Annotated in this window: 8 protein-coding genes; all 8 read left to right on the top strand. The window is 44.4% G+C overall.

What is annotated here, in order from left to right:
* Window positions 1-17 precede the first annotated feature (17 nt).
* The 8 genes from DYD21_RS15690 (at window position 18) to DYD21_RS15655 (ending at window position 14,654) form a co-directional block, all read left to right on the top strand.
* Window positions 18-392, top strand: coding sequence for a response regulator (locus tag DYD21_RS15690; RefSeq protein ID WP_158607327.1), 375 nt, complete (start codon window positions 18-20; stop codon window positions 390-392).
* A gap of 28 nt (window positions 393-420) precedes the next feature.
* Window positions 421-1,632 (top strand): GAF domain-containing sensor histidine kinase, encoded by a 1,212-nt coding sequence (locus tag DYD21_RS15685; RefSeq protein WP_116037952.1) that lies wholly within the window; start codon window positions 421-423, stop codon window positions 1,630-1,632.
* Between the two features lie 444 nt (window positions 1,633-2,076).
* The gene (locus DYD21_RS15680) at window positions 2,077-5,187 is read left to right on the top strand and encodes a TonB-dependent receptor (RefSeq protein WP_116037951.1); all 3,111 of its coding nucleotides are present in this window, start codon (window positions 2,077-2,079) and stop codon (window positions 5,185-5,187) included.
* A 109-nt stretch (window positions 5,188-5,296) separates the two neighbouring features.
* The gene (locus DYD21_RS15675) at window positions 5,297-7,927 is read left to right on the top strand and encodes a T9SS type A sorting domain-containing protein (protein WP_116037950.1); all 2,631 of its coding nucleotides are present in this window, start codon (window positions 5,297-5,299) and stop codon (window positions 7,925-7,927) included.
* A 99-nt stretch (window positions 7,928-8,026) separates the two neighbouring features.
* Window positions 8,027-9,943, top strand: a complete 1,917-nt coding sequence (locus DYD21_RS15670) for a sodium:solute symporter family protein (RefSeq protein WP_116037949.1) — start codon at window positions 8,027-8,029, stop codon at window positions 9,941-9,943.
* 80 nt (window positions 9,944-10,023) lie between these two features.
* Complete coding sequence (locus tag DYD21_RS15665) at window positions 10,024-11,130, top strand: glycosidase (protein WP_199535573.1); 1,107 nt, start codon at window positions 10,024-10,026, stop codon at window positions 11,128-11,130.
* Between the two features lie 4 nt (window positions 11,131-11,134).
* Window positions 11,135-12,403 (top strand): AGE family epimerase/isomerase, encoded by a 1,269-nt coding sequence (locus DYD21_RS15660; protein ID WP_116037948.1) that lies wholly within the window; start codon window positions 11,135-11,137, stop codon window positions 12,401-12,403.
* Between the two features lie 253 nt (window positions 12,404-12,656).
* A complete protein-coding gene (locus DYD21_RS15655) occupies window positions 12,657-14,654 on the top strand; it encodes a glycoside hydrolase family 9 protein (RefSeq protein WP_116037947.1) in 1,998 nt (665 codons plus the stop codon).
* Window positions 14,655-15,161: the final 507 nt, after the last annotated feature.

Genomic DNA, 15,161 nt, shown 5'->3' with positions numbered 1-15,161 from the left:
CAGAGCGAATAATGGAAATGGATAAAAAAATACTGATTATTGAAGACGACCTGATTCTTTCGCTGAGTTTGGAAATGATGTTGAAACGAATTGGGTTTACACATATAGAGAAAGCCGAAACCGGTGAAGAAGCTCTCGAGATTTTAGCGCAATTTAAGCCGGACCTGCTTTTGGTAGATATTCAGCTTGGTGTGGGGATGACCGGAATTGAAACGGTAAAAAAAATACAAAACACTGCATTAATTCCTGCACTGTACATTACCGGAAACTCCGATACATTTTTCAGGGCTCAGGCGGAAGAGACTCAATTTCTCGATTACCTCATTAAACCGATCACCTATCGCGAACTGAATGAAGTGCTGAATACTCACCTGGTGTCCGACGAAAGATAACCATAGATACCTAAAACCAGGGCCTGCAATGATTCACGCTGATAAAAAGATAAAAGAAGAAGACAGGCTAAAAGCTCTCTATTCATACAATATACTGGGTACAGATCCCGAAGAGGAGTTTGATGACCTCACGACCCTTGCTGCTGAAATTGCAAATGCGCCCATTTCTCTGATCAACCTGATTGATCGCGATACCCAGCTGACGAAATCAGCAACCGGAATTGAACTGAAAAACAGGGAGTGTTCCAGGGAATCAACGGTCTGTCAGTATACCATCAAGGATACCGATATTCTTGAAATTAAAAACCTTTCTATAGATTCCCGTTTTGATCACATTGATAGTATCAAAGGCGATAAAGGATTACGATATTATATTGGGGTACCGTTACTGAGTGAAGGAAAGTATCCTATTGGCACACTTTGCATACTGGACTACCAGGAGAGAGAACTTTCAGAAACGCAGGTTCGTCAGCTCAAAATCATTGCCAAACAGGTGATGACCCATCTTGAACTGAAACGACAAAACAAAAAGCTTGTTGAGCTGAACGAATATAAAATGAGGCTGATGAAGATGCTGAGTCACGATATGCGCTCGCCTCTTAACGGCATTATCGGTCTTTCAAGCATGCTTAAAGAGATGGATAAAAACGGGAACAGCGAACATCTCGAACTTCTGAATATTATAGAACAAAGTTCAAATCAATTGAACCAGATGATAGACGAGGTGATGAGCTACACCATCATAGAGTCTGACGGGCTTCAGCTCGAACCGAAAGAGACAGATCTGCAAAAGGTAGCTGAAGACATGCAAAAGCTCTACAAAGCGGCGGCGAAAATAAAAGAGATTGACCTTCAATTTTATACAGAAAATTTAGAAAAACCGGTTACTCTTGATAGCGAGAAGTTCGAGCAAATCATGGGGAATTTGTTGTCAAATTCCATTAAATACACAAAAAAAGGGGGAAGCGTAACACTCTCTTTAATTCGTGAAAAAACGCCCAAAACAGATCATCTCGAGCTTGTTGTGAGTGATGTGGGTGTGGGAATGGAGGCGGAACTGGTTCAAAGACTGCTCTCAGGAAAAAGAGCGGAGGTACCGGGAAAAGGAACCAGCGGCGAAAAAAGTACAGGTATCGGTTTAAGTATTGTCACGCATTTTGTGGATCTGTTCGGCGGCACACTTGATATTAAGAGCGAACCGGGAAAAGGGAGCCGGTTTGAGGTAAATATTCCGGTGTGAGGGAGTATTCGAATGCTATTTAGCATAGCTGACAAATATTCTGATATAAGCCCATCTTTTATTCAGCAATATTTAAATAGATAAGAAAGCTTCTCCTCAATTGATATTTCTCAAATATCATTTAGATTTATAAAAGGAAGAAATTCTCTTGTAAATAATGCAAGCCAAAACTTCTGGTTTAGCTATCTAAATAAGCCTGAAATATTATCTCCGGATTCAATTTTTAAAAACATTTTACTTTGTGCTTGCATTAGATAAATCAAATTGATTAATTGTAGGGAGAGTCTAAAAGCAAAGTAAATGATGATAAAGGTGGGTTTTAAATATAAAATATTGGAAGCGCTTTGTTTAAGTATAGATGAGGCTATTTCCAGTTTACTATTACACTTATTCTAATACACTCTCAAAATCAGTAAAACGTAATTATTAGTAAAACGTAATTATATGAAGAATAGATTACTATCCTCAGTAAGTATAATGACTCTGGTCACGCTGTTAATAACAATTGATGTATTTGCGCAAAATACGGGAAGAATTACCGGGGTTATCACAGATCAGGTAACAGAAGAAACATTAGCAGGTGCCACAGTTCAGATAGCTGGCACAACGAGAGGGGTTGTTACAGATCAAAACGGAAGATATAATTTGGTAAATGTCCCTGCTGGATCAATTCAGCTACAGGTTTCATATATCGGTTATCAGAGACGAACAATTGAAGTGGAGGTTGAAGCAGGTGAAGTTGTAGATCTCGATATTTTATTGAGGTGGGATAGCGTAGAAGGTGATGAAGTCAGCATAACTGCACAAGCGCTGGGCCAAACACGAGCTATAAATGAACAACTCAGATCAAATACAATATCAAACATCGTATCTAGCGACAGAATTCGAGAACTTCCAGATGTAAATGCAGCTGAATCTATTGGCCGATTACCTGGGATTGCCATTCAAAGAAGTGGTGGTGAAGCCAATAAAGTGCTGATTAGAGGGATGTCTCCAAAATTCAGCACGGTATCAGTTAATGGAGTAAGAGTTCCATCTACCGGTGGGGATGATCGCAGTATTGACCTTTCACTGATTTCATCAAATATGCTTGATGGAATTGAAGTAAAAAAAGCGAACACACCTGATATGGATGCAGATGCTATTGCAGGATCTGTTGATCTCAGACTGAGGGATGCTCCTGAGGGATTGTTATTTGATATTCAGGGACAGGGGGGGTACAACCAGCTGCAGGATTATTATGGTAATTATAAAATTTCCGGGTCAGTCAGTAATCGATTTTTAGACAATAGACTGGGTGTTATTGCAACTGTAAATGTAGATGAACACGATCGGAGTGCAGATCAGTTAAATGCCGGTTATGCACGGTATGATTTTCCCGATTCAGATGACATTGGTGTAAGGCTAACGAGTGTAAATGCACAGGAACACAATACAATCAGAGGAAGACAAGGTGGTAGTTTATTACTTGATTACAGATTGCCAAATGGAAAGATAGCTGCCAATACATTTTATAATGAGTTATCAAATGAGGGGGTAAGAAGAACCAATAATATTTTAGCAGACCGGCCTGGCAGTGAGATTAATATATTCTCTGGAACTACAACTATTTTAACCTCTGCCATAAGTGTCGAACAGGATTATGGATGGGTTCAATTCGATGCGGGTGCGTCAAGAACCCACTCTGCAAGTGAAAGTCCAAGAAATTATTACACTAATTTCAGGCTTGAAACTCAGGGAGCTGGTGCGCCTGGGTTTCCGTCCGATTCGGTTGGAATGACACCTGCAGGAGTTTTGAACTATTATGAGCCTAATGACGCAATGAGGCTCGATAATACGAATATCAATGAGACCAGACGAGATGAGACAAACTATACGGTGCAGTTAAATGCTACATTTCCATTCAATATAGGCTCACGTATAGACGGTGAAGTTAAGACTGGGGGTAAGGTACGGTGGTTTAATAAATCCAATGAGCAAAATCAATTTGGCAGAAGCTGGGCATATGCCGGTTTAGCATATAATGAACAAACGGGCGAACCAACAGGATATGAAGCTGATTTATTGAGATGTATTTACAATCAGTTCCCAAATGGTGAATTAAATGGGTATAACGTGTATCAGGAACAGGTTGTAAATGACTCAGACTATCAATACATCCCGATTGTATATTTTGACTCAGGATATTCCAGAAATGATTTCCTTTCAGGAGAGGGTGGGTTTCCAATCGGATATAATATTTCTCCCGAAGATGCAAAAGCTTTCACAGATGCGGCTGATAATTGTGTAGGGAGAGATGGCAGAGGAGGGATTTTCGAAAATGTAAATGCTTCGAGAAATAATGACTACTCTGGTGAAGAGAGAATTGACGCAGCTTACATTATGAGTGAAGTTAACCTTGGAAGATATGTGAAACTCATACCTGGAGTGCGGTGGGAGCATGAATATTCCCGATATGTTACTGAAAGATTCAGAGAAGTGGTAACGAATAATGTGGAACAACCGCCACAAGATGTCACAGAACTTGATGTGACTAGAAACTATAGTTTTATTCTGCCAATGGTTCATTTACAAATTGCTCCAACTGATTGGCTTCAAATTCGATTAGCAAGAACTGAAACCATCGCCAGACCTGACTATACCCAATACATACCGCGAACCAATGTAAATTCAATGTTTACTGAGATCAACGCGAACAATACCGATCTGAGGCCTGCAAAATCAAACAACTATGATGCGTCTGTGTCTGTTTATCAAAATCATGTTGGACTGTTTACCGTTTCAGGATTTCATAAAACTGTAGAAGACCTCCCTTTATGGAAGCGTTCACATCAGCGCACTCAGGATCCGTTGCCCGATGGACTTAATATTCCACAAGGAAGAGACATTAACGGTGATGGAACACCTGATGAACCTGATTGGACATGGAATGATCCCCGTATCACTACCTACATCAATGCGCCTTTTGATTCCGAATATTGGGGCATAGAATTCGATTGGCAGACGAATTTTTGGTACCTGCCATCTGTGTTTCAGGGACTTGTTCTGAATATAAACTATACAAGAATGTTTTCCGATACATCATTTTTGACTACAGTTACATCTCATCGAGAATGTGTAAACAACTGTGGAACACCATTTGCAACTTTTGAAAGGATATATAAAGATACATTAAGAACAGGGGCACGTGCATTTGATCAGCCGGCACACCTGGCAAATATCACCGTAGGATATGACTATAAAGGATTTTCTACTAGGTTATCGTATTTGTACCAGGGGGATAGATTGACAGGCGTTGCAAGTGCTACCGAGCCTGTACGTGACAGTTATTCTGCAGCTTACAGGCGGTGGGATCTGACTGTAAAACAACGTATTCAAGCAGGGTTTTTACAAAACGCAAACTTAGAGTTATTTGCCAACTTTAGTAACCTGACAAGTACACCTGACAGAAATTTAATTGGAGGGGATGGTGATCGAAGTCTTGGTTTTGGCAGCCCAACATTTGTAGAGTATTACGGTTTCACAATGGATCTGGGATTAAGATTTAGGCTTTGATGGATCTAAACCTTTTTAAAGTATTATAATATACAATGCTTGTTTTCTTAAACATATCATTATATAAAATAATGATTGAAATCATACATAAACTAAACTGGAGATACATATGATACATAAATACAATATCCTACTATTAATCCTTGGGGCTATTCTGTTATTGCCTTTAAAAACATTCGCACAGGAGGCGTATACAGAGTGCCCGACGGATGAGGCTGAGTGTTTAGTGGAGTGGTATGAAGGTGATGATTTTGAACCTATATCAAACGCACTTAGAAACACAATCGCAAATGATACAGACAGACCCGATGATCGCGTATATGTTTTGAGAAGTGGTGGCATGTACTTTGTAGTGGATGAAATTCTAAATGAAGATTTTCATCTGCATATTCGTGGCCAAAGAGAAGATGAGGTTGATACATATTTTGGTCCTGCAAAAATACAACTTGAAACAGATGCTGAAGGGAATACTGCCGGTAGATTATTTACCACAACGGGTGATGTTACTTTCGAAAACCTTTGGATAACTGGTCAGCACGACGCGGGTGGTACCGGAAATTACCTTCCAATTCGCATAACAGGAAATGGATCGAGAGTAGTTGTAGATAACTGTGTTTTTGAACGTAGTGATTTCTCGTTATTTGGTTTCGATAGTAGTGATAATAAGGTCTATATAACAAATAGCTTATTTAGAAATCATATCAACAGATCACAACAGTGGGAAGGACGGGGTCTTCGCTTTGAAAATGGAGCGGACTCACTTATCGTTGAGAATAATACATTTATGAACTTAGGCATGACTGTTCTTCAATCAGAAGCAGCTCCGATTAATTATGTAAGTTTCGTGCATAATACGGTTATGAATGTTGGACGAATGTTTAATGCTGGTAATTTCTTCATTGAATCTTATATCGCTAATAATTTACATATTAATCATTACTGGCATGGTGAAGGAGATGCGGATGGAATTAATAATGATCCTCCTACCCGAGATTTTCCTTATACCGGATATATAAATGTAGAGCCCCTTGGACCGGGTGCGGGCGTTACTGATGCAGGACGTAGAATTGTTTATTCACATAATGCCCATTGGAGAGATCCCCAGTTTGCGGATTATTATGCAGATACATTGAGGGCTCAACCGCTTTTCAATGCAGAAACTGACTCCATGTTTAATACTTTTGAAGCTATTTATCGTGGTGATAACTGGGTAGGGCAGGACCCTAACCTTTATAGTTACTATAACGCACCTGACCTGGGTTCAAATTATCCTGATACCGAAATATCACTGGAAGAATTGGTGCCATTACAAATCGCGAATATTCGGGATCTTCGTGAAGTTAGACAAGATCCATTAACGGATTGGACCTGGGATCCAGGTAGAGATCCTTCGCCTACCACATACAGCATACAGCCGATCATGTGGCCTATTCCGGGTGATTTCTCTTATACTAACAGCGAATTTCTATCAGCAGGTACCAATGGCTTGCCACTGGGTGATCTGAATTGGCAGGACAGTTCTGCAAAAGACAACTGGTTAGCCAACAGAGAATCTTACATGGCAGATATCGAAGCAAAAGCTGGTGAAGAAGTCAACATTGACCAGTTAGCCTATGTAGAAGCTGAACATGGTGAAGTAAGTAATGGAGCTGAAGCTGAAACCTATGATGGTTTTGTAGAGTTTTTTATGGGCGGAAGCGGGTATGTTGAGTGGACATTTGAACTCGATGAGCCTGCTTCAATTGATGAACTCGTAATTCAAATCCGAAGTAACGACGCGGATAGAGGTGCAAACCTGATAATTAATCCGGATACAGATGATGAATTTCAGCTTACTACGGGTGATGATGGAGGAATTCTATTTACAGGGTTAACAAATGATTACGATGACAGGCCAGATGGTTATGTTGTGAATAATCTAACCCAGGAATCCATTGATGCGTTAAATTTAGAAGCAGGTGAACATACGCTTCGCTGGACTCCGGGATGGGGGTGGTATACATTTTCTGGTGTGGAAATGATGTCAGGAGGCAGTTCAGTGATAAACTTAACAGGATCTGATGCCACATCCTGGGCAGGTGTGGATCCCTCAGCCGGAGATGATGCTGAAGGATGGGTCCCAAGCGGATTACGCTCAGTAGCGCTTGGCACCGGAGGAACGATTAATTATACATTTGAAACAATGGATGATGATTCTCCTTTCCCAGCCGGTAACTATTTTGTGGAAGTATATTATGAAAATAGTGGTTCTGCTAATTTCCCAGAGGTAGTGGTAAATGGAGAAGATGTTGGAACTTTTGGCGGATTCCAATCCAGTCCAAATTCAACGACAAGCTTAACCACATACCATTTTCAACTGGATTCTGCCGGAGAAATCAATTTCTCAATAACCGGTGATGATGCAAGGGTAGATTATTTTATTCTTTATTCTCAATCAGGCGGTACGATTACAGATATTGAAAAGAATGAAATCGTAGAAGGCTACGAACTACAGCAAAACTATCCGAACCCGTTTAACCCAACGACGCAGATCAGCTTTACCCTGCCGCAATCCGGCAATGTCTCGCTGGCTGTTTATAACGTCATAGGGCAGCGTGTAGCGGTTCTTGCAAATGAAGTTCTGCAAAGCGGTCAGCATACCTACTCATTTGATGCAAGCAACCTTGCATCCGGTATGTACCTCTACAGACTTCAGACAGACAATTTCTCCTCCGTGAGAAAAATGATGCTTATCAAATAAGTTTCATGTTGTGATGTTTAATCTGAGCGGCCGGGTGAAACCTGCCGCTCTATTTTTTTGATACATAATTAGAATCTCTGCCCTCACTCATCTCGCTTCATGAGTTTACACTTTATTGACCTGCTGATCATCGGGCTCTACCTTGTAGCAACTGTTTTCATAGGCTTTTGGATCTCACATCTCGCAGGAAAAAACATCCAGAACTACTTTTTGGGCGGAAACAAGATCAAATGGTACTACCTCGGTCTGTCAAACGCCTCCGGTATGTTCGATATCAGCGGTACCATGTGGATGGTATACCTGCTTTTTATCTACGGACTGAACAGCATCTGGATTCCCTGGCTCTGGCCGGTGTTCAACCAGATTTTTATGATGGTTTTCCTGTCGATCTGGCTGAGGCGTTCCGGGGTGATGACCGGCGCCGAATGGATCAAGTTCCGGTTTGGCGAAAGTCGCGGAGCCCACCTTTCGCATATCATTGTGGTTGTTTTTGCACTCTTTAATGTGATTGGATTTATCGCCTACGGATTTATCGGAATTGGTAAGTTCGCGGCGGCTTTCCTGCCGTATGAATTGTCGGCTGATCCCCAGAACAATGTGTACTACTACGGCTTGATCATTACCGCCATCACCACGCTTTATGTGGTGAAAGGAGGGATGTTCAGCGTGGTATTCACCGAAGTACTGCAGTTTGTGATTATGACGATTGCCTGTGTCTGGGTTGGAATTATCGCTATGCAAGCGGTCTCTCCGGAGATGCTTGAAGCGGTTATCCCAGATGGGTGGAAAAACCCGTTTTTTGGATGGGAACTTGATCTCGACTGGACCGGAATTATGGAAACCGCCAATCTGAAAATCGCCGAGGATGGGTGGAATCTGTTCACCATCTTTTTCATGATGATGCTCTTTAAAGGATGGCTTCAGTCGGCAGCGGGGCCGGCGCCAAATTATGATATGCAGCGTGTGCTATCGGCTGAATCTCCTAAAGATGCGGCAAAAATGAGCGGCCTTGTAAGTCTTGTTCTTCTTATTCCCCGCTATATGCTAATTACGGGATTAACCATCCTCGCACTGGTTTTCTTCAGCGATCAGCTAAACCTCATGGGCGAAAATGTAGACTTTGAACTTGTGCTGCCCTTTGCCATGGCCAATTTTATTCCGATGGGCCTGCTTGGCCTGCTGATTGCAGCACTCTTTGCCGCATTTATGAGCACCTATGCAGCAACTGTCAATGCAGCACCAGCATACATCGTAAACGATATCTATAAGCGATACTTCAACCCGGACGCGGATGAAAAAACATACGTCTACTGGAGTTACGGAACATCGATCCTTGTTGTGATTGTGGGAACGGCATTTGGTTTTATGGTGGGAACCATCAACGACCTGATTCAATGGATCGTTGCGGCACTCTATGGCGGCTATACCGCATCAAACCTGCTGAAATGGTACTGGTGGAGGTTTAACAGCTACGGTTATTTCTGGGGCATGCTGGGCGGGATTATTGCGGCGATGATCATTCCAGCCATTTTCTCAGATGTTACCCCGCTCTACACATTTCCGTATATCTTCCTGATTTCGGTTGTCGGATGTATCTGGGGAACGCTGGCCACTCCTCCGGACGATGAAGAGGTATTGAAGAATTTCTATCTAAAAGTTCGTCCCTGGGGATTCTGGGGCCCGATTCATGAGAAAGTAGCGGCAGAATATGAAGGCATCGAGCGGAACAAAGATTTTAAGCGCGACATGGTAAACGTAGTAGTAGGAATAATCTGGCAAACCGCCCTCACCGCCACCGGAATATTCCTGGTGATTCAGGAGTACACCTACTTTATGATGTGTGTTGCCGTGGTGCTCGCGTCTATGGCATTTTTGAAAACCAACTGGTACGATAATCTCGAAGATTATCCCGACGAACATGCAAAGAATGCAGAAAGCCTGATCGATACAGAAACCGGAAGCAGTGGCAGTGATTTGGATCATTTCGCCGGTTCATCAGAAATAAAAAATAATTGAGTATGGAAAAGATGAAAGAAAATGAATTTAAAAAGGGGATTGAGAAGCGGAAACAAGAGCACGAGAAATACCTGAATAAAATGAACAAAATCTCCGGAGATGGCCGGGGATGGGTCGATCGGTATAAACATCCGGTTCTGACTGCCCGGCATACGCCGCTCGAGTGGAGGTTTGATCTGAACCGTGAATCCAATCCGTTTTTGATGGAGAGGCTTGGAATTAACGCAGTTTTTAATCCCGGCGCGATAAAATGGGAAGGAAAATATTTGATGGTTGCCCGTGTGGAAGGGTACGACCGGAAATCATTCTTTGCCATCGCAGAGAGTGAAACGGGGATTGATGGATTCAGGTTTTGGGACGAACCGCTTGTGATGCCGGAAACCGATCGCCCCGATATAAATGTGTACGACATGCGTCTGACAAAACATGAGGATGGATGGATTTACGGCGTGTTCTGCACGGAACGAAAAGATCCTAATGCCCCCGAATACGATACATCGGCCGCTGAAGCGCAGGCGGGAATTGCGCGAACGAAAGACCTCAAAACCTGGGAGCGGCTGCCCGATTTCAAATCCCCGTCACCCCAGCAGCGAAATGTGGTACTGCACCCGGAGTTTATTGACGGAAAATACGGTTTCTATACGCGACCGCAGGATGGATTTATCAGTGCAGGATCCGGCGGCGGGATTGGCTGGGCGCTGGTGGATGATATCGAAAACCCGGTAGCCGAAAAGGAAGAGGTGATTGAAACCCGCGAATATCACACCATCAAAGAGGTGAAAAACGGACAGGGACCTCCGCCGATCAAAACAGACAAAGGATGGCTGCACCTGGCGCACGGGGTTCGAAATACGGCAGCCGGGTTGCGCTATGTGCTTTACATGTTTGTGACAGACCTGGAAAAACCGTGGAAAGTGATCCATCAGCCTGGCGGATATTTTATGGCGCCCAAAGGAGAGGAGCGAATTGGTGATGTATCAAACGTACTGTTCTGCAGCGGCTGGATTCGGGATGATGACGATAAAGTTTTTATTTACTACGCCTCATCAGACACCCGCTGCCATGTGGCAACAACAACGATCGACAGACTTCTAAACTACTGCCTTAATACGCCTGAAGACCGGCTGCGATCTGCAGCTTCCGTGGAGGACAGACTGAAACTGATCCAAAAAAACAGGGGAGTTTGATCATATGAAACCAAATTCTTCGAATCATACCAAGGTGGAGCAGTTACGCACCGAAATGGCAAGCGAACTTCAGAATGAAATTTTACCCTTCTGGATTAAAAATGCGGTCGATCCGGAGTTCGGTGGTTTTATCGGGCGATTGGATAATTCAGGCCATCTGTACAAAGAGGCGGATAAAGCGGTCATTTTAAACGCCCGGCTGTTATGGACGTTTTCTGCCGCCTACAGGGTGATGAACGATGAGCACTACCTGGAGCTGGCAACGCGGTCGTTTCACTACCTGGAAAATCACTTTTATGATTCTGAATTCCGCGGGTTCTACTGGTCGGTCGACTTTAAAGGAACGCCGGTCGACACGAAAAAACACGCCTATGCCCAGGCTTTTGCTATCTATGCTTATAGTGAATATTTCCGTGCATCCAACAAGGATTTGGCGCTGAAACGTGCGGTTGAAACATTTGAGGTTTTGGAAGAGCACGGATTTGATCCTGAAAATGGCGGATATACGGAAGCTTTTGACAGGCAGTGGAATGAACTGGAGGATGCACGTCTCGGCGATGGAGATGCGGATGAGAAACGAAGCATGAATACGCATCTCCATATCATGGAAGCCTATACAAACCTTTACAGAGTTTGGCCGGACAGCGGGCTTGAAAGCAGGTTAAAGCTCCTGGTAAATCACATGCTGGAGATCATATACGACCCGGAGATTCATCACTTTATCGGCTTTTTTACAGACCGGTGGAAAGCAAAATCCAAAACCTATTCCTACGGCCACGATATCGAAGCAGCCTGGTTGTTAATTGATGCCGCTGAAACCCTCGGGGATGATAAACTCATTGAGCGAACGCGTGATGAAGCCTGGAAAATAGGCCGCGCCACACTCGATGAGGGAGTGGACCGATCGAATGGCGGCATGTACTACACCGGGAATGGAGGCAGACAAAAAGATCGAGATTTTCACTGGTGGGTGCAGGCTGAAGCTATAGTCGGATTTTTGTATATCCATGAGCTCACGGGTGAAGACGATTACCTGGATGCCGCTGCCGGGCTTTGGCAGTTTATCCAGGATCATATCAGGGATAAAAAAAATGGAGAATGGTTCTTTCGTGTGAGTGCAGACGGAGTTCCGTACGAAAAAGAAGACAAAATCGGCCCCTGGAAATGTCCCTATCACAACACAAGAGCCTGCCTGGTTTTAATGGAACGGTTCACGCCGGCTCATATGGATTCAGTTGATGTGGAAGTGAGAAAAGTGAAAAGTGAAAAGTGAAAAGTGAAAAGTGAGAAGTCTCATCTGCGCCAAGGCTTCGATGAGCAAGGAAAAGTCCCTGGTAAATCAGGACTGCGAGAAGCACGCAGGAAACTAAAAAATGTAAGCTGTAAAATCACATCCCGCGACTTTGCGCCACTGCGGTGAAATACAAATAGTCGCTCTGAATGGATAGATTTTTTATACCCTTTAGATATAGATTGGCTGATTCTGCCATTGGAATTCAATAATACCACAACTAAAACCCGATACGATGAAAAAATGGATACTACTTTTTTGCACGATACTTTGGGCCGCAACCGCTATCGCCCAGGAAGACATCAGACTAAACCAGGTTGGTTTTTATCCGGATGGGGAAAAGGTTGCAATCATTCTTTCAGATCAGGCCGTTTCGTTTGCTGTGATTGAGGATGAATCGGGTGTGGTGGTTTTTGAGGGTGAATCATCCTCACCCGATACTTGGTCCTACTCGGAAGAGACAGTTGTGGTGGCCGATTTCAGTTCGCTTGCGAGTCCGGGCACGTACCGTGTGTCAGTAGAGGGACTCGATGATTCCTGGCCGTTTCAGGTTTCTGATAATGTTCACCTGCCGGTTGCGGCGGCAGCAGTGAAATACTACTACTTTAACCGGGCATCCACGGCGCTGGAAGAGGAATTTGCCGGTCCGTGGGCGCGGCCGATGGGTCACCCGGATGAGGAGATTATTGTGCACTCTTCGGCTGCAACGGATGAACGCCCGGAAGGGTACACGTTTTCATCTCCAAAGGGATGGTATGATGCGGGCGATTTTAACAAATATATCGTCAATTCCGGCATCAGTACATACACGATGATGGCGGCCTATGAACATTTTCCTGAGTATTATGATCTGCTGACGCTCAACATTCCGGAGTCCGGCAGCGGGCAGCCCGACCTGCTGGATGAGATCCGCTGGAATCTCGACTGGATGATCACCATGCAGGATCCGAACGACGGCGGTGTATATCACAAACTGACGACCAAAAACTTTTCTGGGCAAGTGATGCCGCACCAGGCGAGTGCCAACCGCTATGTGGTGATGAAATCGACCGCTGCCACGCTCAATTTTGCTGCCGTGATGGCGGTGGCTTCAAGGGTGTATCAGCCGTATGACCCGGAATTTTCTGCGGAAGCACTCGAAGCTGCAGAATATGCGTGGCAGTGGGCAAATGAGAATCCGAACGTGATCTATCAGCAGCCGAATGACATCTACACCGGTGAATATGGTGACAATAACCTGGGTGATGAGTTCGACTGGGCGGCTGCAGAGCTCTACATCACAACCGGGGATGATGCCTACTGGGATGCATTTGATGAATCCCAAACGTATGTGGGATTTCCCTCATGGCAGTATGTGCGCCCGCTTGCCTGGATTTCACTGGCTCACCATCTGGAGGACCTGACCAATGCGGCCAACCCGGAAATCATAACCGGACGGATTACGCACCAGGCCGGCCAGTTGAGAAGCGAATATGAATCGTCAGCTTACCGAATAAGCATGGGCCAGGAATCGTGGCATTTTTTATGGGGAAGCAACGCGATGGCGCTGAATCACTCCGTTCTGCTGATCCAGGCGTACAGACTTACGATGGATGAATCTTATCTCGATGCAGCACAGTCTAATCTGGATTACATCCTGGGCCGGAACGCGACCGGGTACTCTTTTGTAACGGGATACGGAAGCCGAACACCTATGGACCCGCATCACCGGCAATCGTCCGCCGATAACAACACCGATCCGGTACCGGGAATGGTGGTGGGCGGCCCGCACGACGGCCAGCAGGATAATTGCAGCTATCCATCAAACTTGCCGGCAAAGTCTTACCTCGATTCATGGTGCAGCTACTCCACCAACGAAGTGGCGATCAACTGGAATGCGGCCCTGACATATGTAAGCGGTGGGGTGGATTATTATCGGTCCGGCGCCGTGGAAACAAGCAATGAAGAGAAACCGATTTCGGAACGACCTGTTTCAGTAGAGTTGTCACAGAATTTTCCGAATCCATTTAATCCAACAACCATTATAAACTACCAGCTGCCACAAAGCAGCCAGGTGCGTCTTGAAGTCTTTGACATCACCGGTCGTCAGGTGGCAATATTGGTAGATGGTACTCAATCGGCCGGTACACACAGCGCGGAGTTTGATGCATCGAACCTGGCAAGCGGGGTTTACTTGTACAGGATTACCGTAAATCAACAGGTGCAGGTTCGGATGATGACGCTGGTTAAGTGAGTTCGATAAAATTCCCATCTTTAGAGGGGACCGAATGCCGAAAGCATGCGCAGCGTGTCTTTCGGCTTTCAGGGGTGTGTTGACGGGTCCATGAATAAATTCAAGGGTAACTTCCTGGTTCCAAGTACCACAACACCCACCTCTGCCTTGTCGCTATCCTGCCTTCGGCAGACGCTTTGAAGGCTATCTCCTCCGGGGAGGAGAGTTTTTTACCCAACTTTTTCGATCTCTATTCGTATTTAACCCTCCCATCCGCGGAGGGGATAGCAAGAACCGCGTACAGCAATTTCGCTGGGGTGGGTTCCGTGAAACCAGATTGTGTCCGGATCTTTTGAGCCAAACTATGCCTCCTCCCGAACCACAAGTGGCACTGTTTATTTTGGGAAAGAGAAGTTAGCCCAAATGATTGGATATTGTTAAGTTGCTTGATGTCTTAGTAATATATCCCTTAAAATTTTTAAATAGACACTATCTCTGTTTCACAATTCAACTAAACAACCAAACTCA

This window comes from Rhodohalobacter sp. SW132 (genome assembly GCF_003390325.1).
Lineage (GTDB): Bacteria > Bacteroidota > Rhodothermia > Balneolales > Balneolaceae > SW132.
This window is presented reverse-complemented; position numbering and strand designations above follow the sequence as displayed.